Source organism: Streptomyces sp. SLBN-118 (genome assembly GCF_006715635.1).
GTDB lineage: Bacteria > Actinomycetota > Actinomycetes > Streptomycetales > Streptomycetaceae > Streptomyces.
Genome location: NZ_VFNP01000002.1, coordinates 513,928 through 539,361 on the forward strand (window position 1 = coordinate 513,928; position 25,434 = coordinate 539,361).

Annotated in this window: 23 protein-coding genes and 1 pseudogene; 8 read left to right on the plus strand and 16 right to left on the minus strand. The window is 69.2% G+C overall.

Translation table 11 applies throughout. The features are described 5' to 3' along the window. Positions 1 to 65: 65 nt before the first annotated feature. The 4 genes from FBY35_RS20900 to FBY35_RS20915 form a co-directional block, all read right to left on the minus strand. Positions 66 to 662 carry a hypothetical protein gene (locus FBY35_RS20900; protein ID WP_142215528.1) on the minus strand — a complete coding sequence of 199 codons (597 nt, stop codon included), beginning with the start codon at positions 660 to 662 and terminating at the stop codon, positions 66 to 68. Further along, on the minus strand, positions 659 to 2,443 hold the full coding sequence (locus tag FBY35_RS20905) for a nickel-dependent hydrogenase large subunit (RefSeq protein WP_142215529.1): 1,785 nt from the start codon (positions 2,441 to 2,443) through the stop codon (positions 659 to 661). The genes FBY35_RS20900 and FBY35_RS20905 overlap by 4 nt, the downstream gene beginning before the upstream one ends. Before the next feature lie 98 nt (positions 2,444 to 2,541). Next, positions 2,542 to 3,630: a hydrogenase expression protein HypE gene (locus FBY35_RS20910; RefSeq protein ID WP_142215530.1), complete on the minus strand. Its 1,089-nt coding sequence runs from the start codon at positions 3,628 to 3,630 to the stop codon at positions 2,542 to 2,544. Next, positions 3,630 to 5,462, minus strand: coding sequence for an enoyl-CoA hydratase-related protein (locus tag FBY35_RS20915; RefSeq protein WP_142215531.1), 1,833 nt, complete (start codon positions 5,460 to 5,462; stop codon positions 3,630 to 3,632). The genes FBY35_RS20910 and FBY35_RS20915 overlap by 1 nt, the downstream gene beginning before the upstream one ends. Positions 5,463 to 5,827: 365 nt before the next feature. Between FBY35_RS20915 and FBY35_RS20920 the strand changes: the two genes are divergently transcribed. Both FBY35_RS20920 and FBY35_RS20925 read left to right on the plus strand, forming a co-directional pair. Continuing rightward, entirely contained in the window at positions 5,828 to 7,201 is a 1,374-nt protein-coding gene (locus FBY35_RS20920) for a M1 family metallopeptidase (RefSeq protein WP_260848942.1), read from the plus strand. A gap of 216 nt (positions 7,202 to 7,417) precedes the next feature. Further along, a complete protein-coding gene (locus FBY35_RS20925) occupies positions 7,418 to 7,867 on the plus strand; it encodes an SRPBCC domain-containing protein (RefSeq protein ID WP_142215533.1) in 450 nt (149 codons plus the stop codon). 33 nt (positions 7,868 to 7,900) lie between these two features. On the opposite strand, the gene FBY35_RS20930 is transcribed toward FBY35_RS20925, so the two are convergent. From FBY35_RS20930 to FBY35_RS20945, 4 genes are read right to left on the minus strand one after another with little or no spacing between them, the layout of a single operon-like run. Then, positions 7,901 to 8,596 (minus strand): alpha/beta fold hydrolase, encoded by a 696-nt coding sequence (locus FBY35_RS20930; RefSeq protein ID WP_142215534.1) that lies wholly within the window; start codon positions 8,594 to 8,596, stop codon positions 7,901 to 7,903. Between the two features lie 42 nt (positions 8,597 to 8,638). Then, positions 8,639 to 8,953 (minus strand): DUF1232 domain-containing protein, encoded by a 315-nt coding sequence (locus FBY35_RS20935; protein ID WP_142215535.1) that lies wholly within the window; start codon positions 8,951 to 8,953, stop codon positions 8,639 to 8,641. Positions 8,954 to 9,002: 49 nt separating this feature from the next. Further along, on the minus strand, positions 9,003 to 9,278 hold the full coding sequence (locus FBY35_RS20940; RefSeq protein WP_142215536.1) for an SHOCT domain-containing protein: 276 nt from the start codon (positions 9,276 to 9,278) through the stop codon (positions 9,003 to 9,005). A 27-nt stretch (positions 9,279 to 9,305) separates the two neighbouring features. Further along, entirely contained in the window at positions 9,306 to 9,743 is a 438-nt protein-coding gene (locus FBY35_RS20945; RefSeq protein WP_186357026.1) for a DUF6325 family protein, read from the minus strand. 225 nt (positions 9,744 to 9,968) lie between these two features. On the opposite strand from FBY35_RS20945, the gene FBY35_RS36170 reads away from it, so the two are divergent. From FBY35_RS36170 to FBY35_RS20960, 3 genes are all read left to right on the plus strand, one after another. Continuing rightward, a complete protein-coding gene (locus tag FBY35_RS36170; RefSeq protein ID WP_160159308.1) occupies positions 9,969 to 10,277 on the plus strand; it encodes a hypothetical protein in 309 nt (102 codons plus the stop codon). A gap of 111 nt (positions 10,278 to 10,388) precedes the next feature. Then, positions 10,389 to 11,720, plus strand: coding sequence for a diacylglycerol kinase family protein (locus FBY35_RS20955; RefSeq protein WP_142215537.1), 1,332 nt, complete (start codon positions 10,389 to 10,391; stop codon positions 11,718 to 11,720). Positions 11,721 to 11,788: 68 nt separating this feature from the next. Beyond that, positions 11,789 to 12,598: an HAD hydrolase family protein gene (locus tag FBY35_RS20960; RefSeq protein ID WP_186357027.1), complete on the plus strand. Its 810-nt coding sequence runs from the start codon at positions 11,789 to 11,791 to the stop codon at positions 12,596 to 12,598. 177 nt (positions 12,599 to 12,775) lie between these two features. Here FBY35_RS20960 and FBY35_RS20965 read toward each other — a convergent pair whose 3' ends face one another. From FBY35_RS20965 to FBY35_RS37795, 4 genes are all read right to left on the minus strand, one after another. Continuing rightward, positions 12,776 to 13,012: a three-helix bundle dimerization domain-containing protein gene (locus tag FBY35_RS20965; protein ID WP_142215538.1), complete on the minus strand. Its 237-nt coding sequence runs from the start codon at positions 13,010 to 13,012 to the stop codon at positions 12,776 to 12,778. A gap of 386 nt (positions 13,013 to 13,398) precedes the next feature. After that, positions 13,399 to 13,758, minus strand: a complete 360-nt coding sequence (locus FBY35_RS20970) for a UBP-type zinc finger domain-containing protein (protein ID WP_142215539.1) — start codon at positions 13,756 to 13,758, stop codon at positions 13,399 to 13,401. A 15-nt stretch (positions 13,759 to 13,773) separates the two neighbouring features. Next, positions 13,774 to 15,276 carry an ATP-binding protein gene (locus tag FBY35_RS20975; RefSeq protein WP_142215540.1) on the minus strand — a complete coding sequence of 501 codons (1,503 nt, stop codon included), beginning with the start codon at positions 15,274 to 15,276 and terminating at the stop codon, positions 13,774 to 13,776. Further along, positions 15,273 to 16,931 carry an FAD-dependent oxidoreductase gene (locus FBY35_RS37795; RefSeq protein WP_142215541.1) on the minus strand — a complete coding sequence of 553 codons (1,659 nt, stop codon included), beginning with the start codon at positions 16,929 to 16,931 and terminating at the stop codon, positions 15,273 to 15,275. The genes FBY35_RS20975 and FBY35_RS37795 overlap by 4 nt, the downstream gene beginning before the upstream one ends. A gap of 127 nt (positions 16,932 to 17,058) precedes the next feature. On the opposite strand from FBY35_RS37795, the gene FBY35_RS37360 reads away from it, so the two are divergent. Next, positions 17,059 to 17,193, plus strand: a complete 135-nt coding sequence (locus tag FBY35_RS37360) for a hypothetical protein (RefSeq protein WP_260848768.1) — start codon at positions 17,059 to 17,061, stop codon at positions 17,191 to 17,193. Between the two features lie 69 nt (positions 17,194 to 17,262). Here FBY35_RS37360 and FBY35_RS20985 read toward each other — a convergent pair whose 3' ends face one another. Both FBY35_RS20985 and FBY35_RS38100 read right to left on the minus strand, forming a co-directional pair. Next, positions 17,263 to 18,351 carry a sugar ABC transporter substrate-binding protein gene (locus tag FBY35_RS20985; protein WP_186357028.1) on the minus strand — a complete coding sequence of 363 codons (1,089 nt, stop codon included), beginning with the start codon at positions 18,349 to 18,351 and terminating at the stop codon, positions 17,263 to 17,265. A 195-nt stretch (positions 18,352 to 18,546) separates the two neighbouring features. Next, a pseudogene (locus FBY35_RS38100) lies at positions 18,547 to 18,791 on the minus strand (serine hydrolase); the annotation flags it as partial. Positions 18,792 to 18,886: 95 nt separating this feature from the next. Here FBY35_RS38100 and FBY35_RS20995 point away from each other — a divergent pair. Beyond that, a complete protein-coding gene (locus FBY35_RS20995; RefSeq protein WP_142215543.1) occupies positions 18,887 to 20,404 on the plus strand; it encodes a glutamate synthase subunit beta in 1,518 nt (505 codons plus the stop codon). A 29-nt stretch (positions 20,405 to 20,433) separates the two neighbouring features. Here FBY35_RS20995 and FBY35_RS21000 read toward each other — a convergent pair whose 3' ends face one another. Together FBY35_RS21000 and FBY35_RS21005 are read right to left on the minus strand one after the other, a co-directional pair. Next, complete coding sequence (locus tag FBY35_RS21000; protein WP_260848769.1) at positions 20,434 to 22,269, minus strand: sulfatase-like hydrolase/transferase; 1,836 nt, start codon at positions 22,267 to 22,269, stop codon at positions 20,434 to 20,436. Between the two features lie 202 nt (positions 22,270 to 22,471). Continuing rightward, the gene (locus tag FBY35_RS21005) at positions 22,472 to 24,151 is read right to left on the minus strand and encodes an RICIN domain-containing protein (RefSeq protein ID WP_142215544.1); all 1,680 of its coding nucleotides are present in this window, start codon (positions 24,149 to 24,151) and stop codon (positions 22,472 to 22,474) included. Positions 24,152 to 24,451: 300 nt separating this feature from the next. On the opposite strand from FBY35_RS21005, the gene FBY35_RS21010 reads away from it, so the two are divergent. Then, positions 24,452 to 25,114 (plus strand): class I SAM-dependent methyltransferase, encoded by a 663-nt coding sequence (locus tag FBY35_RS21010; RefSeq protein ID WP_142215545.1) that lies wholly within the window; start codon positions 24,452 to 24,454, stop codon positions 25,112 to 25,114. Positions 25,115 to 25,434 lie beyond the last annotated feature (320 nt).

Here is a 25,434-nt window from a genome sequence, read left to right on the forward strand (position 1 = left end):
CCGCCGCAGGCCGCGTACTTCACCGGCCGGAGGCCCAGAGGGCTGCCGCCGGAGGTGAGCCGCGCTCACCGCGTCTTCGCCACGGCCGGTCCGGGCCCGGTGCGGGCGGCGGAACGGGTGCCGATCTGGAGCAGCGCAGGCTCCCCGGCGGCGACGCCCGTCTCCACTTCCACGGCCCTCACCTCGGGCGCGAAGCAGGCCAGAGCGTCCTCGACGGCCTGTTGAGCCCCCGCCGTCGTTGCGGCACAGCCGCAACCCGCACCGCCCAAGGACCGCAGACGCAGCGTCCCGGAGGCGTCGTCGAAACCGGCCACCTCCCAGGCGCGGTCCCCGGCCGCGTCCAGAGCACGGGTGATACGCGTGGCGGTGTCCTCGGGGTGCAGGTCGTGCAGGAGGAGCAGGCTCGAGACCAGTTCGTCTCCGAGCAGGCCGGTCAGGCGGCTGCCGGGGGCGTCGAGCAGCCGGACGATACGGGCCAGTCCGGCGCCGTAGAAGTCCATCAGGACCCGTACCAGTTCCTCGGCCCCCGCGCGTACCGATTCGTCACCGGCGGCGGCCAGCCGGTCGAGAACCTCTTCCACGCGCCGTCCGGCCTGCTCCGCGTTCATGCCTCCGGCGGCCCCGTCTGCGGGCGGGGCCGCGGTGCGAGCTGCCGCGCTCATCCGGCAAGACCGCTCAGGCCGGTGGGCACGTGCATCGACTTCACGGTCTTGCCGCCTCCGACGTACATGTGGACGCCGCAGGGAAGGCAGGGGTCGAAGCTGCGCACGGCGCGCATGATGTCGATGCCCTTGAAGTTCTCCGGGGAGTTCTCCTCGAAGATGGGCGTGTTCTGCACGGCGTCCTCGTACGGGCCTGGTGTGCCGTAGGTGTCGCGCGTGCTGGCGTTCCACGGAGTGGGCGGGTACGGGTGGTAGTTGGCGATCTTCCCGTCCCGGATGACCATGTGGTGGGAGAGGACCCCTCGCACGGCCTCGGTGAATCCGCAGCCGATGGACTCGTCCGGCACCTCGAACTTCTCCCAGGTCTGGCTGCGGCCCGCCCGTACTTCCTCCAGGCCCTTCTCGGCGCAGTGCAGGGCGATGGCCGCGGCGTAGGCCTGGAAGTAGGTGCGGGCGCGGTTGCGTTCCAGCGCATTGCTCCAGCGCGGGATCTTCCATTCGAAGGTGGTCTCGGGCTTGGTCATCGTGCGCGGCAGGTTGATGACGACGCTGTTGCCGGTGGCCTTGACATAGCCGACGTCGACGAGTCCGGACAGCGCCGTCGACCACAGGCGTGCGATGGGTCCGCCACCGGTGTCCAGCGGCAGATGGTCCTTGCCGTCGAACCAGCGCGGGGACATCACCCAGCTGTACTTGTCGTTGAAGTCCCGCTTCTGCGGGGCCGGGATGGTGTGCTGGTTCCACGGGTGGCGCGGGTCGACGGGATTGCCGAGCGGGTCGTGGGTGACGAACTGCTCCTGGCCCTGCCAGTCGTCGTAGTACGAGCTGCCCAGCAGGATGCGGATGCCGAGGTTGATCTCGGTGAGGTCGTTGGTGACGAGCTTGCCGTCGACGACGATGCCGGGGGTGACGAACATCCGCCGCCCCCAGTCGCTCATGTTGGCGTAGGTGAAGTCGCAGTACTCTGGGTCGTTGAGGGCTCCCCAGCAGCCGAGCAGCACGCGCCGGCGGCCGACTTCCTCGTACCCGGGCAGCGCCTCGTAGAAGAAGTCGAACAAGTCGTCGTGCAGGGGGACGACACGCTTCATGAACTCGACGTACCGCATGAGGCGGGTGAGGTAGTCCGTGAACAGCTGTACGGAGGCGACGGTGCCGACGCCGCCCGGGTAGAGCGTGGAGGGGTGCACATGGCGGCCCTCCATCAGACAGAACATCTCCCGTGTGTAGCGGCTCACCTGGAGGGCTTCGCGGTAGAACTCGCCTTCGATCGGGTTGAGCGAGCGCATGATGTCGGCGATGGTGCGGTAGCCGTGCTCCCCCGCGTGCGGCGCCTCGGTGCGCTCGGCGAGTTCGAGGACGCCGGGGTTGGTCTCGCGGACCATTTTTTCGCAGTAGTCGACCCCGACCAGGTTCTCCTGGAAGATGTTGTGGTCGAACATGTACTCCGCGGACTCACCGAGGTTGATGATCCACTCACCGAGATGCGGGGGCTTGACGCCGTACGCCATGTTCTGCGTGTACACCGAACACGTCGCGTGGTTGTCGCCGCAGATTCCGCAGATCCGGCTGGTGATGAAGTGCGCGTCCCGCGGGTCCTTGCCGCGCATGAAGACGCTGTAGCCGCGGAAGACGGACGAGGTGCTGTAGCACTCCGCGACCCGCTTCTGCTTGAAGTCGATCTTTGTGTGGATACCGAGACTGCCCACGATCCGGGTGATCGGATCCCAGGACATTTCCATCAGGCCACTGCCGTCGCCGGCCGCCTTGGTCTTCGGTGCCATCGTGAGTGCCGTGCCCTTCTTCAAGCGGGAGTTGGGTCGTGCGGAGAGGTCTCATTCGGATGCGGCGCGGGGAAATCTGATGCGGATGGGGCAGGGGATCACCACGGCCGCCGGTAACCGGTGGTCAGCTTCTCCCCCGTGTGGCGCCACTTCGGCTCCTTGTCCACCGTCCTGGCCGTGATGGACCGCAGCCTGCGGATCACGGTGCCGTACACTCCGCTGGCGCCGCTCGAGACCCTCGCGCCGGGCGGTTCGTCCATGAACGGCATGAACTTGTCCGGGAATCCCGGCATCGTGCAGGCGATGCAGATGCCGCCGACGTTCGGGCAGCCCCCGATCCCGTTCATCCAGCCCCGCTTGGGCACGTTGCACTTGACGACGGGTCCCCAGCAGCCGATCTTGACGAGGCACTTGGGTGAGTCGTACGTCTCGGCGAACTGGCCCTGTTCGTAGTAGCCGGCGCGATCGCAGCCCTCGTGCACGGTGGCACCGAAGAGCCAGGTCGGCCGGAGCTTGTCGTCCAGCGGGATCATCGGAGCGGCACCCGCCGCCTGGTAGAGCAGGTAGGTCAGGGTCTCGGAGAAGTTGTCGGGCTGGATCGGGCAGCCGGGCACACACACGATCGGAATGCCGGCCTTGGACTTCCAGTCCCAGCCCAGATAGTCGGGCACTCCCATCGCGCCGGTCGGGTTGCCCTCCATGGCGTGGATGCCGCCGTAGGTGGCACACGTTCCGATCGCGACGACAGCCAGCGCCTTGGGCGCGAGCCGGTCGATCCACTCGCTGGTGGTGATCGGCTGGCCGGTTTCGGGGTTGTCGCCGAAGCCGCACCAGTAGCCTTCCGGCTTGATCGACTCGTTGGGGACCGACCCTTCGATCACCAGGACGAACGGGTCGATCTCGCCGCGCTCGCCTTTGAAGAACCATTCGATGAACGTGTCCGCTCCCCCGACCGGACCGCACTCGAAGTCGATCAGGGGCCAGTGGACAGCGATCTTGGGCAGGCCCGGCAGCGCGCCCGTGACGATCTCCTCGATACTCGGCTGCATGGCCGCCGTCAGGGCCACCGAGTCGCCGTCGCAGCTCAGCCCGGCATTGATCCAGAGGATATGGATGGGGCCGGCTTCGTCGGCGGGTCCTGCGGCGGCGTCCGCGTCCTGGGCCGCGGTCGGCGTGGCTGCATTCATCAGGGTGCCCCCTCGGGGAGGTATGGCGTGACAGTCGGCATGTGGTACCCGCCTTCTTCGTAACAGGCATCCGGTGCCGGGGCCTTGTTTTCGGGGGCCGGTCCAGTGACACGGGGCTCGGAGAGCCGGTCCGTCACACGCGCTCCCGGCACCGCGACGCTCAGATGCGGCGGCGTTCGCAGCGGCTTCTCCTTGCGTACGAATGCGTGTCGCAGCGCGTGGTAGGGGGCGGACGGGTCGGAGAAGGTCCGGCGCATGAGGGCCAGTTCCTCCTCCCGGAAGGCTGCGAGCGGCCTCAGACTCTCCTGGTGGTCCCGTTCGGCTTTCTTCGCGGCGATCCGTTGCTGCAGGGAGGGCAGGGAAGCGAGGTGTCCGGCGAGCCGGGCTGCCTCTGCCGTGAACGCCTGTGGGGTGCACTCGACCAGGCGGTCGACGAGGCCCAGCCGCTGCGCTGCCGTCCCGCTGACGGGCAGTGCCTGGCGCATGAGGCGCTCGGCGACTGCCGGACCGACCCGGCGCGGCAGGGTGTACGTCCAGAACTCGGAGCCGTACAGCCCCATCAGCCGGTAGTGCGGGTTCAGCACGGTGCCCGATCTGCACCACACCTCGTCCGCGGCCAGGGCGAGCATCACCCCGCCCGCAGCGGCGTACCCGCCGACGGCGGCGACCACCAGCCGGTCGGTGGTCCTCAGCACGGCCTCGACCAGATCGTCGATCGCGTTGATGTTCGCCCAGGATTCCGCACCGGGATCGTCGGCGGCCTCGATCACATTGAGGTGGATGCCGTTGGAGAAGACCTGGCCGCCGCCGAGGACCAGCACCGACGTGGGGCGCGAGCAGGCCTCGTGATAGGCCGCCAGCAGGCGCCGGCACTGCGTCGTACTCATGGCGCCGCCGGGGAAGGAGAAGGAAAGGAAGCCGACGGTGCTCTCCTCGCGGTAGCTGATGTCGCTCCAGGCACGCCACTGACCGTCCGGACGCGACGGCGCAGGGCTCTCCGGCAAGGAGGGCAGCCGGCCGCCGAGCGCGGTGACGGCAGGGAGTTTGAAGGTGGGGGGCTGCCCCGGCCCGCGCCGGGCCCGCAATTCGGGAATCCACACGGCGCCGTCCGTCGTCGCCCGGCAGACGGCTCCGGCCCGGGTCGCCAGAAGGTCGCCGGGGTGCCCTCGCAGCTCGTATTCGCGGTGGCCACCGTGCATGTACCACTCGCTGCCCAGCAGTTCGTCCAGTACGCCGGGCTGCGAGTCCGCGGCCCGCAGCTTGCGGACGATCGTCTCGGTGGACTCCGAAGCCCAGTCGATCTGCCGGACGCTCTGATCGAGATACGGCCGGGTTCTTCCCCCACCGCCTTCGGTCTGCGGCTGCGGTGAATACGTCCCGGTCGCGAAACGCTCCACCGCCAGCATCACCGCGGCAGCCGCCGCGTCGGACACCTCGCCGCGGTACAGCTCGCTCTTGGCCACCCGGGGCACCGGGCAGGCGACCGAGGCCCAGACGTCGCCCGCGTCCATCTCCGCGTCGGCCTGCAGGACCGTCACGCCCCACTCGCCGACGTCCTCGTGAATCGCCCAGTCGAGGGACGAGGGCCCGCGGTCTCCGACGGGCCCGGGATGGACGACGAGACATGTGTATGCGGACCACACCTCGCGCGGGATCGGCGTCTTCAGCATCGGCGCGACGACGAGCTGCGGTTCATGGCGGCGTACGGCGTCCGCCAAGGACTCACCGTGCACCGCGAGTTCCACCGCCACGCTGTGACCGTGATCCCTGAGCTCGGCATGGAGGCGCTGCGTGAGGCTGTTGAACGCGGTGGCGACAAGCAGAATGCGCAAGGCGGGCCTCCCTACGGTCAACGAGTCCGGCGGGGGTCTCCCCGGCCGCCTGTGATCGTCGAGTACGCGGGAGAGGCCATGGCGACGCCGAGCCACGAGGTCACCCGAAAGCGGACATGGCGACGGCCACCCGGCGGTTCGGTCCGGCGGTACGCAGCGGCCCCCGCTCCCGCGCCCGACGCTGTCGGGCAGACACGTCGCACGACTGCGAGTCTGGATGTGACTTGACTTGTTCGAGGGAGTTTTGGGGCGGAGGGGACCCATAGGCTGGGCCCGAATGATCACTGTCGAGCCCAGAGGAGTCCCCTGTGACGCACCCCCCGCACCAGCCCGCCGGGCGCCCAACTGACCATCGGCGAGGCGCCATTGTCGCGGCCGGCCTCCCCGCCGCCGTCGTGGCGCTGCTTGCCGCCACCGCCGGGCCCGCGGCCGCCGCCACGGCGGGATCGTCCGGTGCGGGAGACCCGTATTTTCCCCTCGCGGGCAACGGTGGCTACAACGTCCACCACTACGACCTGACACTCGGATACGACCCGAAGACCCGTCACCTCGAAGGACGCGCTGTCATCACGGCCCGGGCCACCGAACGGCTGACCCGCTTCGACCTCGACCTGAAGGGGCTGAAGGTCACGAGCGTCACGGTCAATCACGCCAAGGCGGCCTTCCGCCGCGACGGCCAGGAACTCGTGGTCTCCCCCAGCAGGCCCCTTCGCAAGAACCAGGAGTTCCGCACCACGGTGACCTACGCGGGCACTCCCCGGCCGGTCACCGATCCGGACGGGTCCCTGGACGGGTGGATCCCCACCGATGACGGGGCGTTCGTGGCCGGTGAGCCCCAAGGCGCCATGACATGGTTCCCCGCCAACAACCACCCCAAGGACAAGGCGTCCTACGACTTCGCGATCACCGTACCCGCGGGGCGCACCGCCGTGTCCAACGGTGTATTCCGCGGGCAGAAGACCGCCAACGGGCGCACCACCTTCCGCTGGCGGCAGTCCGAGCCGATGGCGGCCTACCTCGCCACGGCGACCGTGGGCACATTCAAGGTCGAGCAGTACACCGCGCCCGGCGGTCTCAAGGTCTTCAACGCCGTCGACCCCCGTGAGGCGGCCGCCTCGGCGCCCGTGCTCAAGAAGCTGCCGTCGGTCCTGGCCTGGGAGAGCAAGCTCTTCGGCCCGTACCCCTTCAAGGGCGCCGGAGCCATCGTGGACCGTGCGCCGCAGGCCGGATACGCGCTGGAGACCCAGGCACGGCCGTTGTACGACCGGGCACCGGACCTGAGCACCCTTGTCCACGAAAGCGCGCACCAGTGGTTCGGAGACTCCGTCTCCATCACCACCTGGAAGGACATCTGGCTCAACGAGGGCTTCGCGACCTACGCCGAGTGGCTCTACGACGAACAGCACGGCGGCCAGAGCGCGCAGAAGGCCTTCGACGCGCTGTACGCCAGCCCGGCGAGCAGCGACCTGTGGGCATTCCCGCCCGCCGACCCGGGCAGCGGGGCGCACATCTTCGATACGCCCGTCTACGCACGGGGGGCCATGGCCCTGCACAAGCTGCGCACCGCCGTCGGCGACAGAACGTTTCTTCGAATCCTGCGCACATGGGCAGCCGACCGCCGCGACGGTCACGGAACCACAGCGCAGTTCATCCGCCTGTCGGAGCGGCAGTCCGGAAAGGACCTGGACCAGCTGTTCCGCACGTGGATCGGCACGAAGGGCAAGCCGTCCAAGCCCTAAGGCTGTGTGACGGGCCGCGGACCCACGGGGAGGGGACAGTACGTCCCCTCCCTCCAGGCTTGAACGGGAGGTACCCACCGGCCCGTATGTAGCCTTGAGACATGCCAGAAGGCCCCCGACGTGCCCCGACGGGCAACGCCCTCTCCCGGCCGCGGATCCCCCCGCCCTCGAACCCCGGCCAGCACCGCAGATCCGCCTGACACGAGGAGGTCGGTGATGAAGAACAGAGCACGTGCGACCCTGCACCTCCAGCGCATCCTGCTCGCACCGCGGGCTGCCGTGTTCCGGGCCCTGACCGAACCGCAGGAGCTGGCGAAGTGGTTCGGCCCGGACGGATTCTCGATCCCCCACGTGGAAAGCGACCTGCGGACCGGCGGCGACTACCGCATCGCCATGCAGCCCCCTGAAGGAGACCTCTTCCACCTGGCGGGTCAGTTCCTCAAGGTCGACCCGCCAGTCCACCTGTCCTACACCTTCCGGTGGGAGCCCCCCGCCCCCGACGACCGGGAGACAGTGGTGTCCCTCTCCCTCCACGATCTCGGATGGACGGCCACGGAGCTGGTGTTCACGCAGGGCGACTTCGCCACGGAGGAGCGCTACGCCCTTCACGAGGCAGGCTGGACTCAGAGTCTCGACAAGCTGGAGCGACTGATGTCGGCAGCCTGATGGGCACGCGTTCAGGTCCGAAACGCGAACGCCCTACCCAGCCGCCTCCAGAAGGACCCGCGCCAGCTCGCGCGGCTGGGAGAACATGGGCCAGTGGCCGGTGTCCATCGTGACCAGACGCCAGTGCTCGCTGCTCAGCAGCTCGGCTACGTCGGGGCTCGGCTCGGGTCCGTCGAGCAGGCACTTGATGTACGTCACCGGAAGCTCGCCGAGCGGCCGTGCCAGCACGGCCGGCTCGGCCAGCGAGGAACCCGGGTGCGGTGTCGAACCGTCCACGATCCGTGCGATCTGCTCATCGGTGAGCCCCTGGCCTTCATAGTCGGCCTGGGTCATCGGTGCCCAGAAGCCGCCGTTCGCGGCGATTGAAGCCTCCAGCTTCGCGGGGCCCTCCCACCAGCCGGACACAAACGACTCGCCGTCCGCCGGGACATTGGAGTCGACGAAGACGACGCCGGCCAGCCGGTCGCCGATCCGCTCGGCGGCCTGACCGACCGGGATGCCCGAGTAGCTGTGTCCGACCAGGACGACATCGCGCAGATCGAGGCGTTCGACCTCGTCGACGATGTCCTGGACGTGGGCCTGCTGCCCTGCCGGAACGCCCTGCTTGTCGGCGAGGCCGGAGAGCGTCAACGGGTGGGTGCCGTGGCCGGCGGCGCGCAGGTGCGGCACCACGTCGTCCCACGCCCACGCTCCGAGCCACGCGCCCGCAGCGAGTACGAAAATTGTCATGCCGGCAACTAGCGGAGGGGTCTGACATCCCGGTCCCGGGCGCTACGCCCGAGGTGGCCGCGGCTTCAGCGCCGGTGGCCGGGCGCCGGCGCTGTCCACCGCGGACTGCAAAGAACGCAGCGCGAGCAGCAGAACGCCGATGTCGTCCAGGAGGACCGGGTCGGGCAGCAGGTCGACGGGGCACGCCAGGTAGATCAGGGCACCCCAGAAGACCACCTTGTTCTCCACCGGAATTCCGGCGTGCCGCAGCAGCCGCCGAGCCCTGACGAGTCTGACCAGGAGCACCCCGGCCATAACCAGAGTGGCGGCGATCAGGACCGCGAGGACCGCCACCACCATCCACATCTCAGTGCGCATGACTTCTCCCGTCTCCTGGGAGGAGGCATGGCCCACTCCATGTCCGGTGTCAGCCGGCGAGAATCTTGCTCTTCTGCGCGGCGAACTCTTCTTCGGTCAGTACCCCTTGAGCCTTCAGGTCACCCAATTGCTTGAGCTGGTCCATCTTGGCGGTCATGTCGTCGCCCGGGGGAGGCGGCGGTGCGGCCGGAGGGGGCGCGGCCTGCTGCTCGGCGTCCTGCTCCGCCCATCGGCCGGCCTGGCGCCGCGACACGCGGTTGGACACCGCCGTGGCCGTTCCGGCGACGACGGCGGTGCGGGCGACTCCACGAAGAAGTCCGGGCATATTCACTCATCTCCCACGGTGTGCGGCTCACGCAGTCGCTTCGGTCGCGTCCAGCGAGGCGAGCAGGGCTTGTACGGGAATGCGCCCGCTCGCCACCAACTGCGCACCGCTGCGCCGCATGGCCCGCGCGAAGGGTGCGGCCCAGAGGTTCTCGTAGATCAGGATGCCTGCGGAGCTGTTCGGCTCCAGCGCCTTGGCGGCCTCCTCGATGTCGTCCTGGCCGAGCAGCCCGGACGAAGCGCCGTCGAAGACGGTCAGATCCACCTCGTCCCCGAAATCCTTCACGTCCAGTGCCGCGACAGACCCATCACTGTCCTTACGGATGAAAAGGAGGTCGAGGATGCGGATGATGCCGCGCTCGACCAGGTCGAGGAGGATCGGGAAGCCCTCGCCCGTCATGCGGTTGCCGGGGAACTCGACGACCAAGTAGTCGACGGGGCCCATCTGTTCCACGTCATCGCTCATGGCCACTCCTCACGAGCGGTTCGGGGTCCGGGCCTCGCCCGCGGCTCATGTCTGGCGGCGCTCGCCGCCTCAGACGCGACGAACGGGCCCTTTCAACCATTGCAGCACCGTGCGCACGGCTTCGCACTTCCGAGATTGCCGCACGTCAAGCGGTCAGCTGGTAGATCTGTTCCCGGTCAGCCACAGGCCGAGCAGGGGACAGATGACCACGATCGCCCGGTCCTGGTGTCCTGCCAGCCAGGCGCGGAGTTTCACCAGCCGCGCCTGCGCCGCCTCGGGGGCGACGGTGCCCTCCTCACGGCGATCGCCGTGACCGGCCTGTCGATCGGGGCGCGGTTCTACATGCCGCGGGCACTCAATCGCGCGCTGTCCGAGTACGGGTCGGTCGGCGCGGTCTTCGTCATATTCTCGTGGCTCATCGTGATCTGCGTGGCGAGCTCCATCGGCATCACCGCGGGAGCCGTGGCGGCCCAGCAGCCGCTTCTGGCCCCTCACCTGGGCACTGCGCCTTCCGCCTGGCAGAAGGGGACATGACGCGCGCACCATGAGGGCCATCCGTAGGAGGCGACGAGCCCACCCGTGAAGGGTGATGCGTGAACCGCCTCGCGGCGGTGCAATGACCCACAGGCAGCGGCGGGAGGGTCCATGGGCATCGTGGCCGGAGCGCGCAGCGCCCGGGCGAGACGCTGGCTCGCCCGTTCGGCGATCGTCGCGGGGGTCGCGGCCGTACTCGTACTGCTGATGTTCGCGGAGCTCGAGAGCATCGCCCTGGTGGGCCTGGGAATTGCCGCACTGGCCCTGAGTGCGGCCTGCGCGTGGTGGGCACTGAGCCGCCGCGGGCTCGGCCGCATCCTCGCTTTCCTGGTGGGGGTGGCGGCACCGGTGGGCGTGCTCGTGCTCTACGCGCTGTCCGGGCTGCTGTGGGTGGTCTTGGTCTCCCTCGCGCTGTGTGGGGCGGCGGGTTCAGCGGGGCGCGCCGCCCTCAGGGAGCCGAGGCATGCGCCCACGCCGGAATTCCGGGTACCGCCCCCGAAGCGGCCGTTCTTGATCATGAACCCCTGGTCCGGCGGGGGAAAGGTGGCGAAGTTCCGGCTGAAGGAAAAGGCCGAGGCGCTGGACGCGGATGTCCTGGTGCTGGAGCCGGGCCCTCAGCAAGACGTCGCCGAGCTCGCGCGCCGGGCCGTCAGCGACGGCGTCGACCTGCTCGGCGTCGCGGCCGGCGACGGCACACAGGCCCAAGTGGCAGCGGTCGCCGCGGAAAAGGGCATTCCCTTCCTGGTCGTCCCGGCCGGAACGCGCAACCACTTCGCGCTGGACCTGGGTCTCGACCGCGAGGACCCGTCGACCTCCCTCGACGCACTCACCGACGGCGTCGAACTCCGCGTCGACCTGGGTTACATCGGTGAACTCGCCTTCGTCAACAACGCGTCCTTCGGCGCATACGCGGCAGTGGTGCAGAGCCCCGCCTACCGCAACGACAAGGTGGGCACCATCCTCAAGATGCTTCCGGACCTGCTGACCTACCGGAGCGGCCCCCGCCTGGTCCTGCGTGCCCTGGACGGGAAGACCGGCGAACAGCAATCCGTACTCGAGCCACAGGCCGTACTGGTGAGCAACAACCCGTACCGGGTGGGCGATCATGCGGGACTGGGGCGCCGGGACCGGCTGGACTCCGGCATGCTCGGCATCCTGGGCATCAAGGTCGACAGTGCGGCGCAGGCGGCAGGCATGCTACGCGGCAAACATGCGTCCGGACTCACGGTGCTGACCGGCCGTGACGTCGTCGTCGACGCGAACGAGCCCGAGGTCCAGGTCGGCGTCGACGGTGAGTCGCTCACCCTGCCTGCGCCCGTACACTGCCGGATCCAGCCGCAGGCCCTGCGCGTACGGGTTCCCCGTAACCGGCCCGGTGTGCCGCCGACGAGACCGCCGATGGACTGGCGGCGGTTGGGGAAGCTCGCCCTGGGCGACGGCTGAGCTCTCAGCACGGGCCTCCAGATGCCTCAAGGCAGGGCGTGCGCCCGGCAGTTCAGTAGCATCGGGCGATGCATCCTCCTCGGCTGATCGCCACCGATCTCGACGGCACCCTCCTGCGCAGCGGCGGCGTTCTCTCGGAGCGCACCGTGCGCGCCCTGCGCGGCGCGGTCGACGCCGGAGCGGAGGTCGTCCTCGTCACCGCCCGGCCACCCCGCTTCGTCGACATGCTCACCACCGCGAGCGGGCTGGTCGGAACGGCGGTGTGCAGCAACGGTGCCCTCGTCTACGACACCGCGGCCCGCACCGTCCTCGAAACACGAGCCCTGCCCGTGGCCGCCGCCCGCCGGGTGGCCACCGCACTGTCGCAAGCCGCACCCGGACTGGGCTTCGCCGTGGAAACCGGCCACCAGGTCCTGTACGAACCGGGGTTCGGCCTTCGGTTCCCCGGAGCCGCCGACACGGAGATCGCCGTGGCGTCCCTGCCGGACCTGTGGCTGTCCGATGTGCCGATCACCAAGCTGCTCGCCTGGTCCGCGCAGCTCGACGCGGACTTCCTGCTCGCAGCCGCGGAAGCCTCGGCGGGCGGGGTGGCACAGTTCACCCACTCCGGCGGGGCGGGCCTGCTGGAAATCAGCGCCACGGGCGTCAGCAAGGCAAGCACCCTTGCCGCGTTGTGCGCCGCGCGCGGAATCGGCGCCACGGAGGTGGTCGCCTTCGGCGACATGCCGAATGACCTGACCATCCTTCAATGGGCAGGCACCGGCTACGCCATGGCCAACGCTCACCCGGCCCTCCTGGCGGCTGTGCCGCGGCACACCGCGTCGAACGAGGAGGACGGGGTGGCCGTCGTCCTTGAACAACTCTTCGGCAACGCTTGATCCTAGGTCCTGTCGGCCGGGCTGCCGCCGTTCTCGGTCTCCCCGCGCCAGGCACCGTAGGCGGCCGGCGGCGTGGGCAGCGTGGGAAAGATCCGGTCCTCGCCCACCGACCGGATCACCGACCAGCCCCTCTTTCCCTTCAGGGGAGCCCGGCGCGTCCCGGGCCCCCGGCCACGGTCACGGCCCGCTCGTGCCACCGTCGGGGGCGGGAGCGTCCTCGGCCTCCACCGCTGCCGCACGGGCAGCAGCGTGGAGCACCTTCCGGGCTCGGCGTTCGACCAGGATCGGGATGAAAGCTCTCACCCTGGCTTGGTGGAATGAGCCGTACACGGAACTGACCGTGGCCTCGACGGTGGCCGCGTCGGCCAGGGGGTAGGCGGCGCTCAGCCGCGCCGCCACGTTCTGAATGGCCACGAGTTCTTCCTTCGAGGAGGGTGGCACGATCCTCGGTTGCGTTGCCGGATGCCCGTCCTCCGCCAGGCCGGGATATCCAGCGGCCTGAGGTATCTGCTCGTCGGCGGTCATGGTCGCGCCCCGGGATCCGGGGGCGAGAGCGGCCCGGCCGCTCCTTGTTCCCCCTGCGTTTTGGGGACGCGCACGGTCGGGCCCCGTGCTCCGTTCCGGACTGTCACAGACTGCATGGCCCACGACCTCCAGACCCCAAAACCTCGGAGCACGAAATCGCCTGACAGCGAATTCGCCACGCCCATTCTCCGGCCGAACGGTCAAGATCGCCTCCCCGGCCGCCAACGAGGCTGACGACGCCGGTTCGGTCTTGGTCACCCAGTCCGTACCCCATGTCAGTGCAGGTGCCGCTCCCAGTCCGCAGGCACAGCGCCCTTGGGCCCCGGGGTCGGCTGTCTCGTCGGATGCGAGGTGGGGGAAGCCAACTGGGGCCCCTCGTAGTACTCCTGTGTGTTCACGTTCCAGAACCAGGTTTCCCCGGGCTCGAAGCTCGTGATGAAGGGGTGCCCCGTCTCCTTGGCGTGTCTCGTTCCGTGCTGCGAGGGCGACGAGTCGCAGCAGCCGATGTGGCCGCACTCGGCGCAGCGCCGTAGGTGGAGCCACCAGCCCGGACCGTCACCTGCCAGGCACTCCACGCACCCGTCGCCGCTCGGCGTGGCTGCGAGGTCGATGCCCGGAATCTGGTCGTCTGCCATCGCTTCTCTCCTCGCTCATCCGGAGGCAGTTTCGGTTCGAGGGGTTCGGGTCGCCTCGGCAGCGGCGGGCTGCGGCTCCCCGGCGCCAGTGAGCGGCGTGACAGGCAGGCAGACACGGAACCTCGTGTCGCCCGGCTGCGAGTCCACTCTGATGTCGCCGTGGTGCTTGTTGACCACGATGCGGTACGAGATGTCGAGACCCAGGCCGGTGCCCTCGCCGACCGGTTTCGTGGTGAAGAAGGGCTCGAAGATGCGCGGACGGATGTCGGCCGGGATGCCGTGACCGGTGTCGCGGACCTCGACGAACAGGCGGTCGCCCTCGCGCCAGGTGGTGATCGTGAGGGTGCCGCTGCCGTTCATCGCGCCGAGCGCGTTGTCGATGAGGTTCGTCCAGACCTGGTTGAGTTCCGCGCCGTACGCCGGGACGGCGGGCACGTCACGGCCGTACCCCTTCACGACCCGCACGCCCGAGGGGATCTTGGCCTGCAGCATCACCAGGGTGGCGTCGAGGAGTTCGTGGACGTCGACGGGCTGCTGAGAGGCGCGGTCGAGCTGGGAGTACTGGCGTGCCGCGTCGACGAGGCCGGAGATCCGGTTGACGGCGTCCTCGATCTCCCCCATCAGCAGCTCGGTGTCGATCGTGTACGTGAGCCAGCCCACCGCGGCCTGAAGGTTCTCCTCTCCCAGGCTGCCGGTGGCCTCGGACAGCCAGGCGGAGTCGATGCCGCCGGCGACCAGGACGGGGGCGATGTCCCAGGACCGTTCGATCTCGTGGTCCTCGAGCCAGTCGGTGACCTCGTCCTCGGCATCGGCGGCCTCGATCGCCGACAGCTTGGGGGCGCTGTAGGCGCGCTTGACGGCCTCGTCCTGCATCTCGACCAGATGGTGCAGACGGGTGCCGTCGACCCGGCCGTCGGCGATCCGGGCGAGCTTGTGGCGCATCTTGGTGACCCGGTCGCGCAGGGTGTCGGTGGCTCGTACGGCCGCGGCCGCGGGGTTGTTGAGCTCGTGGGTGAGTCCTGCGGTGAGTGAGCCGAGCGCCTCCAGTCGTTCGCGTTCGCCGATGATGGTGTTGCTGGCACGGGTGCCGAAGAAGAGGCCTTCGAGCAGATGCAGGGCCATGGGGAACCAGGTGCGGATCGCGTGGGCGAACTCTTCGGCGGGCAGCACGAAGAGTTCGACGTCGGTGATGGCCTTCAGGGTGTTGGGGTAGACCTGGTCCACCCGGTCCCCGAGGTAGGCCTGCGTGGCTCCGCTGTAGACGCCCACCTGGTCGGTGCGGCCGAACTCGATGTCGTCGCCGTGGACGCGGCGGAAGACGGCGACCGTGCCGCTGAGGAGGACGAAGAAGCAGGTGGCGGGCTCGCCCTGGGAGTAGACGGGCTTTCCGCCCTGCCGAACTTCGACGCTTCCACGCTCGGCGAGCCAGGCCAGCTGCCCCTCGTCGAGGGCCTCGAAGAGGAAGAGGGCCTGCAGTTCGGCCGGGCTGAGTTTGTCGCGCGGGCTCGGGGCATTCATTGCGCCTCCAGGTAGCGGTGCACCAGGGAGACGGCCATGGCGCCTTCCCCCACCGCGGATGCGACCCGTTTGACCGAGTCGGCCCGTACGTCGCCTGCGGCAAAGACACCGGGCACGCTGGTCTCGAGGTGGTACGGGTCCCGTGACAGCGGCCATCCCGCAGGGCGCGCTCCCCCGGACAGCAGGTCGGGACCGGTCAGCACGAAGCCCCGCTCATCACGGGAGACGACTCCTTCGAGCCAGTGCGTGGGCGGTTCGGCGCCGATGAAGACGAAGAGCCAGGAGGCGTCGGCCGTCGTGACGTCACCGGTGAGGTTGTCGCGCAGTGTCAGGCGCTGCAGATGCAACTCGCCCTCGCCCCCCGCCACTTCCGTGTGCGGGTGCACCTGGATGTTGGGGATGCTCTCGATCTGCTGGATCAGGTAGTGCGACATCCCCCGGGTCAGGTCGGGGCCCCGCACAAGGAGATGGACGCGGTCGGCATAGCGGGAGAAGTAGACGGCGGCCTGGCCCGCCGAGTTGGCTCCTCCGACGATGTACACGTCCTCCCCCGTGCAGTGGGTCGCTTCGAAGGACGCCGAGCCGTAGAAGACGCCCGCGCCCGTGAACTCGTCCAGGCCCGGCCCCTCCAGCCGCCGGTAGGACACCCCCGTGGCCAGGACGACGGTGTGCGCCCCGATCGAGGTGCCGTCACTGAAGCGCAGCACCCGGCCCGCGCCGGCCGCCTCGAGCGACACCACCTCCCGCGCACTGAGGATTTCGGCACCGAAACGGGTGGCCTGCCGACGTGCCCGGTCCGTCAGCTGGGCGCCGGACACTCCGTCGGGGAAGCCCAGATAATTCTCGATACGGCTGCTCTGACCGGCCTGCCCGCCGGTCGCACGACGCTCCACCAGCACCGTGCGCAGACCTTCGGAGGCCGCGTAGACCGCGGCGCCGAGACCTGCGGGGCCCGCGCCGATGACGACCACGTCGTAGAAGTCGGAGGCGGGGGTCGTGCTCAGCCCCACCTGGGCGGCGAGTTCGGCCTCGGTCGGCGCCTGCAGGGTCTTGCCGTCGGCCGTGATCACGAGGGGCACGTCATCGGCACCGAGCCCGGCCGCGTCCAGAAGCCGCCCGCCCTCGGGGTCGTCTGCGGCGATCCAGCGATAGGGCACGAGATTGCGGGCGAGGAATTCCCGTACGGCGAACGACGGCGCGGACCAGCGGTGGCCGACGATCCTTGTCTCTCCCACCTCCGGGTCGGGCGCGCTCGCCCACACGTCCAGCAGTGCGTCCAGCACCGGATAGAGGTTCTCCTCCGGGGGACTCCACGGCTTGAGCAGGTAGTGATCGAGATCGACGATGTTGATCGCGTCGATGGCCGCGCCCGTGTCGGCGTACGCCGTCAGGAGCACCCGCCTGGCCAGCGGGAAGAGGTCCATGGCCGCTTCGAGGAACTGCACGCCGTTCATCGTGGGCATGCGGTAGTCGGCGATCATGACGGCAAGCGGCTCGCCTCGCAGCTTGACCTCGCGGAGGGCGTCCAATGCCTCTTCACCCGAAGGCGCCCGAATGACCCGGTACCGGTCGCCGTACCGGCGCCGGAGGTCTCGGGCGATGGCTCGGGAGACCCCCGGATCGTCATCGACGGTCAGGATGGTCGGCTTCGCCATGCACCCCATGATGCGCCGCCTCGATCACGAAAGCGATGGGAATGGCCAAGGTGACGGGTGGGAGTTCGGGCGACGGGAGGTGCCGCGGGCGGTGACGATCCCGTCTGCCGTTTCAGCGTCCCTTCAGGTGGGTCGGAGCATCGAGGTCACGCTCGCCGACGGCCAGCAGACGGATGTCCACCTGGACAAGAACTTCACGGTGCTGAGCAGCGCGACCGACAGCGACAGCGGGGACCAGGACTGGTCCGGCAACCAGGGCTGAGAGCTCACGCCAGGGGATCCGGCCGGCGGCACCGCCGCTGTCGCGATGCCGCCGCTGCCGGGTGAGGCCCTACTTCAGACCGAGTTCGCCGCAGGCCGCCTTGTACTTCGGGGTGCAGATCTCAGCGGCCGTGTAGACGCCGTCCTTGATGACCGTCTCCTGGATGTTCTCCTTGGTCAGCGAGATGACCGGGACCAGCACCGAGGGGATGGACTTGGTGGTCGGGCTGTCGACGTCCGTCTGAGCCATGCCGAGCTCCATACCCCTGGCCAGGAGGATGGCCATCTCGGCGGCGGCCGCCGCCTCCGGCGCGTACGGCTTGTAGACGCTGGCGTACTGCTCCCCCGCGACGATCCGCTGCACGGCGGCGAGCTCGGCGTCCTGGCCGGTGACCGGCGGGACCGGGAAGATACCGGCCGACTTCAGTGCGGTGATGATGCCGCCCGCCATGCCGTCGTTGGCGGAGTAGACACCGATGATCTTGTCGTTGCCGATCGACTCGATCGCCGCCACCATGTTCGCGGTGGCGTTCTCCGGCTTCCAGTCCTTGGTGTCGTACTCCTCGCCGATGTTGACCTTGCCGTCGAGCTCTGTGTGTGCGCCCTTCTTGAACATGGCGGCGTTCGGGTCGGTGACGGCGCCGTTCATCATCACTATCTGGCCGTCCTTGGCCCTGGAGCCGAGGGCCGTGAGCAGCGCCTTGCCCTGGACGTGGCCGACCTCTTCGTTGTCGAACGACGTGTAGGCGTCGATCGGGCCCTCGGCCAGGCGGTCGAAGGCGACGACCGGGATACCCGCCTCGTCGGCCTTCTTGATCGAGCCCGCGATGGCCTTGGAGTCCACCGCGTCCACGATCAGCACATCGACCTTGTCGGCGATCATCGTTTCGACCTGCCGGCTCTGCAGCGTCGCGTCCTGCTTCGCGTTGACGTAGACGACCTTGCCCTTGTCGTTCGTCAGCTGCCCGATCTTCTCCTTGATGACCGGCAGGTCGAACTTCTCGTAGCGAGCAGCCTCGTTCTCCGGAAGGAGCAGACCGACGGTGATGTCGTCGCTTATCCTCACGCCCGAGCCCTCATCGCCGCCGCAGGCAGCGAGCGAAACACTCATGGTGGAAGCGGCGACAACAACGGCGGAACGACGCAGTAGTGCGTTCATCTGTGGAACTCAACCTCCCTGGCCGACCGCGTTGCTGCGGCCGAGGTGGCTGGAAGTCAACTGCACCCCCATAAAAGCGTCAAGAAGTACAATCCTAACGAGATAGCAACGGCGCTCATTCGTTAGCTAAGTGAAGGCATGCACACACGTCGACCAGCAGCGACACCTTCGGAAACACATCGCCCCCGCCCGGCCTCAGGCGTCGGCAGCGTAGCGCCAGAAGTCCCGCATCAGATCCGGTGGAGTCGGTCCGGCCATCTCCAGCTGGCTGAGCAGGACGGTGACGGCCCCGGTGGATGAGGTGATCTGCGCTGCCGTTCCGGTGCCGCCGATCCAGCCGTAGCGACCGGCGGTTCCAGGGGTCGATGGCCTCGACGTCGACCGAGCCGCCGAAGCCCCAGCCCTGGCCTTTCCAGGAACAGCGTGCTCGCAGCGCGCTGGGGGAGGGCGACTGATCAATGAGCCGCGACAAAGCAGGCGTAGGCTGACCATTACGCCGCATTGCACCGCGAAATGAACGATGGAGGCGCGGCGCATGACCGACCCCTTCGGCTTCCTCAAAGTCCCCCGCCGGCCCGTCCCTGCGCGCCCCGTCGAAGAGCGGCTGAGCGACTGGAACGAGGTCTACGCGGGACAGGTCCTGCTGCCCCTTGTGTCGGAGCAGGCGGGGCGCTGCATGGACTGCGGCATACCGTTCTGTCACAGCGGCTGCCCGCTGGGCAATCTCATCCCCGAGTGGAACGCGTACGCGAAGCACGGCGACTGGCGGGCAGCGGCCGAGCGGCTGCACGCGACGAACAACTTCCCCGAGTTCACCGGACGGCTGTGCCCCGCGCCCTGCGAGGACGCCTGCGTGCTGGCCATCAACGCCGATCCGGTGACGATCAAGAACGTCGAACAGGCCATCGCCGACCAGATCTGGGAGCACGGGTACGCCTCCCCCCAGCCACCGGAGCGCCTCAGCGGTAAGTCCGTCGCCGTCATCGGGTCCGGACCCGCCGGACTGGCCGCCGCGCAACAGCTCACCCGGACCGGTCACACCGTCGCCGTCTACGAGCGGGCCGACCGCATAGGCGGGCTGCTGCGTTACGGCATCCCCGCTTTCAAGATGGAGAAGCGGCACCTGGACCGCCGCATCGAGCAGATGCGGGCGGAGGGCACCAAGTTCCGCACCGGTGTGGACGTCGGCCACGATCTCGACGCCACCGAGCTCAGAAGGCGGCATGACGCCGTGGTCGTCGCCGTCGGAGCCACCCTGCAGCGGGAGCTCCCCGTTCCCGGCCGCGAGCTGTGCGGCATCCATCAGGCCATGGACTACCTGACCCTCGCCAACCGGGTCGGGGAGGGAGACTACGCCTCGCCTCCCGTCACCGCCGAGGGCAAACACGTGGTGATCGTCGGTGGCGGGGACACCGGCTCGGACTGTCTGGGCACCGCCCTGCGCCAGGGCGCGGTCTCCGTGATGCAGCTGGACATCAATCCGGAGCCGGGCGGCTCCCGGCCGGACGCCGAGCCCTGGCCCACCTATCCGAAGGTCTACCGGATCTCCCATGCCCATGAAGAGGCCCGGGGCCGGGAGGGCACGGATCCAAGGGTCTTCGCCTCCGCCACGTTCCGCTTCGAAGGGGACCCGGCCGGACATGTGCGCGCACTGCACCTGTCGGAAGTGGAACCCGGACGCAGAAGGCCGCGGCCCGGCACCGAGCGGATCATTCCGGCGGAGCTGGTACTGCTCGCCCTCGGCTTCTCCGGTCCCGAAGGGGGCTCCGGTCTGATGGAGCAGCTGAGGCTCACGCTGGACGAGCGGCAGAACTTCGCGCGGGACGCCGCCTTCGCGGCCGAGACCGCCGAATCGACGGAGCGCGCCGGGACGACGGGCCGCCCCGCGGTCGACGGGGTCTTCGTGGCGGGCGACGCGGGACGAGGCCAGTCCCTGGTGGTGTGGGCCATCGCGGAGGGGCGCTCCGCGGCGGCGGCCGCGGACCGCTATCTGACCGGCTCCACCGTGCTCCCGGCCCCCGTTGCCGCAACGGACCGGCCCCTGGTGGCATGACGCCTGTGCGCGTGCCCGCGCGAGCCCTGTCACGGGGCCGACGGGGAAGGCGTGGCACCGGGCGCCGGGCCGTACGCCTTCAGGAAGCGGTCGCGGAACGTGTCCATCTTCCAGACCGGGCCCTTGGGGGCGGGCTTCAGGCCGTCCTGCCAGCCCCAGCCGGATATCCGGTCCAGCACGGCGGGGTCGTGGGCAACGATCGCGATCGGTATGTCCCGGCTGGCGTGCTTGCCGGAGACCTTCGCCACTGGCTGGTGGTCGCCGAGGAAGACGAGCACGGTGTTCTTGTTGCCGTACTTCTCCACGTAGGAGGTGAGGCTGTTCAGCGAGTACTCGATGGACTTGGCGTACTCACCGCGCAATTCGCCGGTGTCCTTCCACACGTCCACGGGGTCCTTGCCCGCCTTCTCGATGGCGTCGTATTCGGAGCCGTCACCGACCGCGTCCCAGTCCAGGGTCTTGGGGAGGGGTGCCCAGGGGTTGTGGCTGGAGGTCAGGATGATCTCCGACATGAGCGGCTTGTCGTGCTTCTTGCCGTGCTCGAGGCGTTCGAATGCCTTCAGGGCGTACTGGTCCGGCATGGTCGACCAGCTGAACTCCGGGCCCTCGTACCCGAGATGCCGCGAATCGTAGACCTTGTCGAAGCCGTAGAACTTTCCCTCCGGCCAGTTCTTGGTGACGCCCGGCATGATGCCGACCGTCCGCCAGGCGCCCGTCTTGCGGAAGGCGCTCGGGAGGGTCAGGTGATCCCCGGCGGTGATGGTGCGGTAACGCTGCTGATTATCGATCCACAGGCCCGACGCGAAGGTGGAGTGGGCCAGCCAGCTGCCGCCGCCGTACGTCGGCGAGGTGAGCCAGCCGCTCCTGGCCGAGTACCCGGCCGCGCGCAGCCGCTTGGTCCCGTCCGCGAGCGCCGCGTCGACCCGCGGCGCCATCTCCGGGTCCTCGACCGCGCTGCGGCCGTAGCTCTCGATGAAGGTGAAGATGACGTCCTTGCCGCGCAGTCCGGTCAGCAACTGGTCGGGCGGGGTGTCACCGAAGGCGTCGACCGCGGCCTCCTTGGCGAACGCCTTCTCATCCCTCAGGGTCGCGTTCACCAGGTCCACACGGTTGCGCGCGAGCGCAGTGGTGTTCCTGGAGGCAACCGGCGCACCGGCGAGCTGGAGGCCGAGCGCCGCGCAGGTTATCCAGGCGGTCCCGAGTACCAGAGTCGTAGGGATCGCCACGGCGCTGTGCCGGGCCATGAGGTTGCTGAGCCGGACGACCGCCAGCGTCATGAGGACGAGCAGGGCGAGCACGAGGATCACGACCACGACGACGACACCGATCGCGCCCGACCTGCCTATCGAGTCCTGGAGGAACGACTCGCCGTCGTCGAGCAGAATCCAGTCGAGCACGAGGTTGAATCCCCGGCCGAAGACCTCGTGGAAGCCCATGTCAAGGAAGTTGAGGAGGGTCAGCACGCCGAGGACCGCCCCGGCAACCGCCGCCGCCGCACGCCTTGCCCTCGGCGGCAGGACAAGCAGTACGGCGGCGCCGAATATCCCCTCCACCGGTATGCGTACGAACGTGCTCGGCGTGAGGCGTGCGGCGTCCTGCGGCATGAGGAGAGCGAAGAACACGAGCACGGCGGCCAGGGCGGTGGTCGTCCACGCCACCGCACGCACCGCGGCCGGATGCCTGTCGCGCCAGCCGATGGCGGCAGCGGCGTCAGGGTCGTCACCGGTGGCGTCACCCGCGGTGCTGTCCCGGCCTGCGGCGGTGTCGTCCGGCGTGCCCTCCCAGGGGCCGTCCGGCGCCGGGCCCTCTTCCGTGGGTGCCTGGTCCGAGTGCGGCAGCTGAACAGAGCGCGTGAAGAGCGACACGCGGGGGTCCTTCCGTACGAAGCCGGGTGGTGGCGGTCCCGGCAAGAGAGGCCGGGGGCCGCGCACATGTGTACGGCCTGCCTGCGGCTTCCGTTCAATCACCGCGGTCGCCCGCGCGGGAAGGGTACGCGGCGAGGGTGAACCAGTTGACGCCGTCCCCTTGTTACTGGATCTTGTGACTGGATCTTGTTACTGGAGGTTGCTAGTTCCTCGGGGCGGATCCGGCGGTCCACCGCTGGTCGCTGTCGCCGTCCGCGGGGTCGAAGTCGAGAAAACCGCCCTCCCAGTTGCCCAGGGGTTCAAGGGCGAAGTCCGGCGCGATCTGCGGGCGTACGGCGCCCGATCCATCGACGGTGAAGAGCAGATTCAGGCCGTTCCTGCCCTCGACCGAGGAGCAGGTCCAAATACCGACGCCCCGGTCGGTGCTGCCGCGCGAGTCCAGGCAGTAGTCGGGGTCCTCGTAACTGTGCAGGAGCCCGATGGAGTCCAGACTCCACTTCTGGGTCCGGGCGCCGTCGCAGCGGGCGGTGAAGACGTCGGTACGGTTCTCCATCACCCCGTCCACGATGTCCAGGCACAGCCCGGAATCCGCGTTCACGACCTGCGTATAGCCGCCGCCGGCCACGATCGGCGACGGCGGGCGCCGGAGTTTCTTCGAGACAGTGGGCGACGGGGTGTTGGGGACGGTGGCCGAGGGGGTGGGGCTCGGCGAGGGTGAGGGCTTCTTCGACGGCTGCTGGGTGGGACTCTTCGGAGCGGGGGCGGGCGGGGCAACGGCGGGCCAGCTCTCCCTGAGCGGGGGCTCCTTCGCACGGACGCGTGCCGGACCGGAATCCTCGGAGGCGTGCAGTGTGCCGGCGACGACGGCGCCCGCGACGGCCACAGCGATGATGACGACGGTCCGGGACGGCCACCTCGCGTCCGTCCGAGATGTCCCGCCGCGCTGGTGGGGCCTCGCAGAAACGGCGAAGGCCGACGTGGTGGCCATGGCCTTCGACCGGTCGGCCTGCGCCGGTACGGCATCGAGCAGGGCGCGCACCGGACCGCGGGCCGCGTAGGCCGATCCGCCCCAGCCGAGCAGTCCTTCGGCGAACACGGCACGGGGATCGTTCCCCATCCGCGCCAGCTCCGCGAGCAACCGGGTGCAGCTGGGGCATTCCGCCAGGTGGAGCGTCAGATCATCGCTGTGACGCCGGTCGCCGGGCCGCGCCGCCGCCTCGATGATGCGGCGGAAGCCCAGGCACTTCTTGTCCCCGCCACGCTCCAGATACGCCAGCAGATAAGCCTGACGCATGGCGTCCTGCGCCCTCTCCCGCAGCTCTGGAACGAGAGCGGCCCGGATGTTGAGGAAGGTGGCGACGGTGGCGTCCTGTTCCCCGTCCACCACCGCGTACCACAGGACGCCCCGTGTCAGCTCCGGCAGCCGGTAGAAACCGGTGAGCATCGCGGACGACGCCTCGAACCGGAGCCGGGACAGCGGCACACCGGGCGCGGTGAAGTCGGCCGACTCGTCGATCCATACGGCGAAACCGGATTCGAGCCGGTCCCGGCGGCTGCCGGCGGCCCAGTTGAGACCCACCCGCTGAACGAGCATCAGGACATGGTGCCGCCAGTTCCCCCGGGGTTCGATGCCCCGGCACGCCTCCTGAACTGCCAGGTCGAAGGCCTGCACCGCCAGTTGGTGCCCGGCGGCCGGGTTGCGTCCGCAGACCCGGGCGTAGGTGAGGGCGGCGGGCAGGTGGCGACGCTTGAGCTCCTGCGCGGCAGGATGGGCGGCCGGAGCGCCGGCGCGGACGCGTTCGGTGAGTTCCGCGTCCGACAGGGCGGCGTAGACCGGCGTCTCGTCCCCGGGACCGGGACCGATCTGGTGGAGCTCTGGCACCCTCTTGACTCCTCGTTCACGGCGCGACCGAACTGCTGCTCAGGGGCAACACGCCGGTGTTACCAGCAAGAAACAAGAGCCCATAGTGAAGCAGTGAGCCCTGCGGGGATAGATGTTTCCGCGGGTAAGTCGCCGCTCGCGGCGAGACCCGCCAGCGGCGCTCAACTCGCCCGCCACAGCGGGAGCAGTCGCCCCCGCTCGTTCGTGGCTCGGCACCGCCGCGAGGCAGGCCAACAGCCCGTCCGCCACTGCGTCCGAGCCGCTCCGGTGCGATGCTGGTCGGGAGACGCGGAGGTCGCCATGGGGTTCTACGCCGAGCGAGTCCTGCCGCGGGTCGTCGACGTCGCCTGCGGTGCCAAGACAGCCCGCCCGCTGCGACGCCGAGTCTGCGCGGGCCTCAAGGGCGAAGTCGTCGAGATCGGGTTCGGGACGGGGCACAACGTTCCCTTCTACCCCCCGGCAGTCACCGGCGTGGCCGCGGTGGAGCCCTCCGATGCCGGATGGAGGCTTGCCGGCGAGCGTGTCAGGGCGTCCCGGGTCCCGGTGCGGCGCGCCGGGCTGGACGGACAGTCGTTGCCCTTCGAAGACGCCAGTTTTGACGCCGCGTTGTCCACGTGGACGCTGTGCACCATTCCCGATGCCGACGCCGCCCTGCGCGAGGTGCGCCGCGTCCTCAGACCGGGTGGTGCCCTGCACTTCGTCGAGCACGGGCTGGCCCCCGAAGGGGACGAGAACGTCCGCCGCTGGCAACGACGCCTGGAGCCGGTGAACAAGCGGCTGTTCGGCGGGTGTCATCTCACCCGGCCGATCGTCGACATGCTGACCAGCGCGGGGTTCACCCTCTCGGAACTGGATGTCTTCTACGAGAAGGGTGCGCCGAAGCCCATGGGAGCCGACTCCCTCGGCGTCGCGCTGCGGGAAGCGCCTCTCCCGGGCCGGGAAAATCTATGGCCGCCAAGGTAGAAATTGAGCGACCGTCCGGCTAGAGTTTTTCGTAGCCGATCAAGTCGGCGATACGCAACGGACTGGTGCGAGCAGTGCAGGCACGGCCACGCCGTGCGACACCAGACGCCCGAAGCAGTACACCCCGAAGAAGGAGAGGAGCAGACGCCATCAGGATCGCCCGGGCGAGGCTTGTCCGCCCGGGTGCCACAGGCCCCGGATTGGAAGGTGGTCCCCGGTCACGCATCAGCGATCCCCGCACGTCCGGTCTCAAGGACGGACCTGCGGAATACGAAAGCCAGCGCACAGCGCCGGCAGATGGTGTTGATACCCCTCGGGGC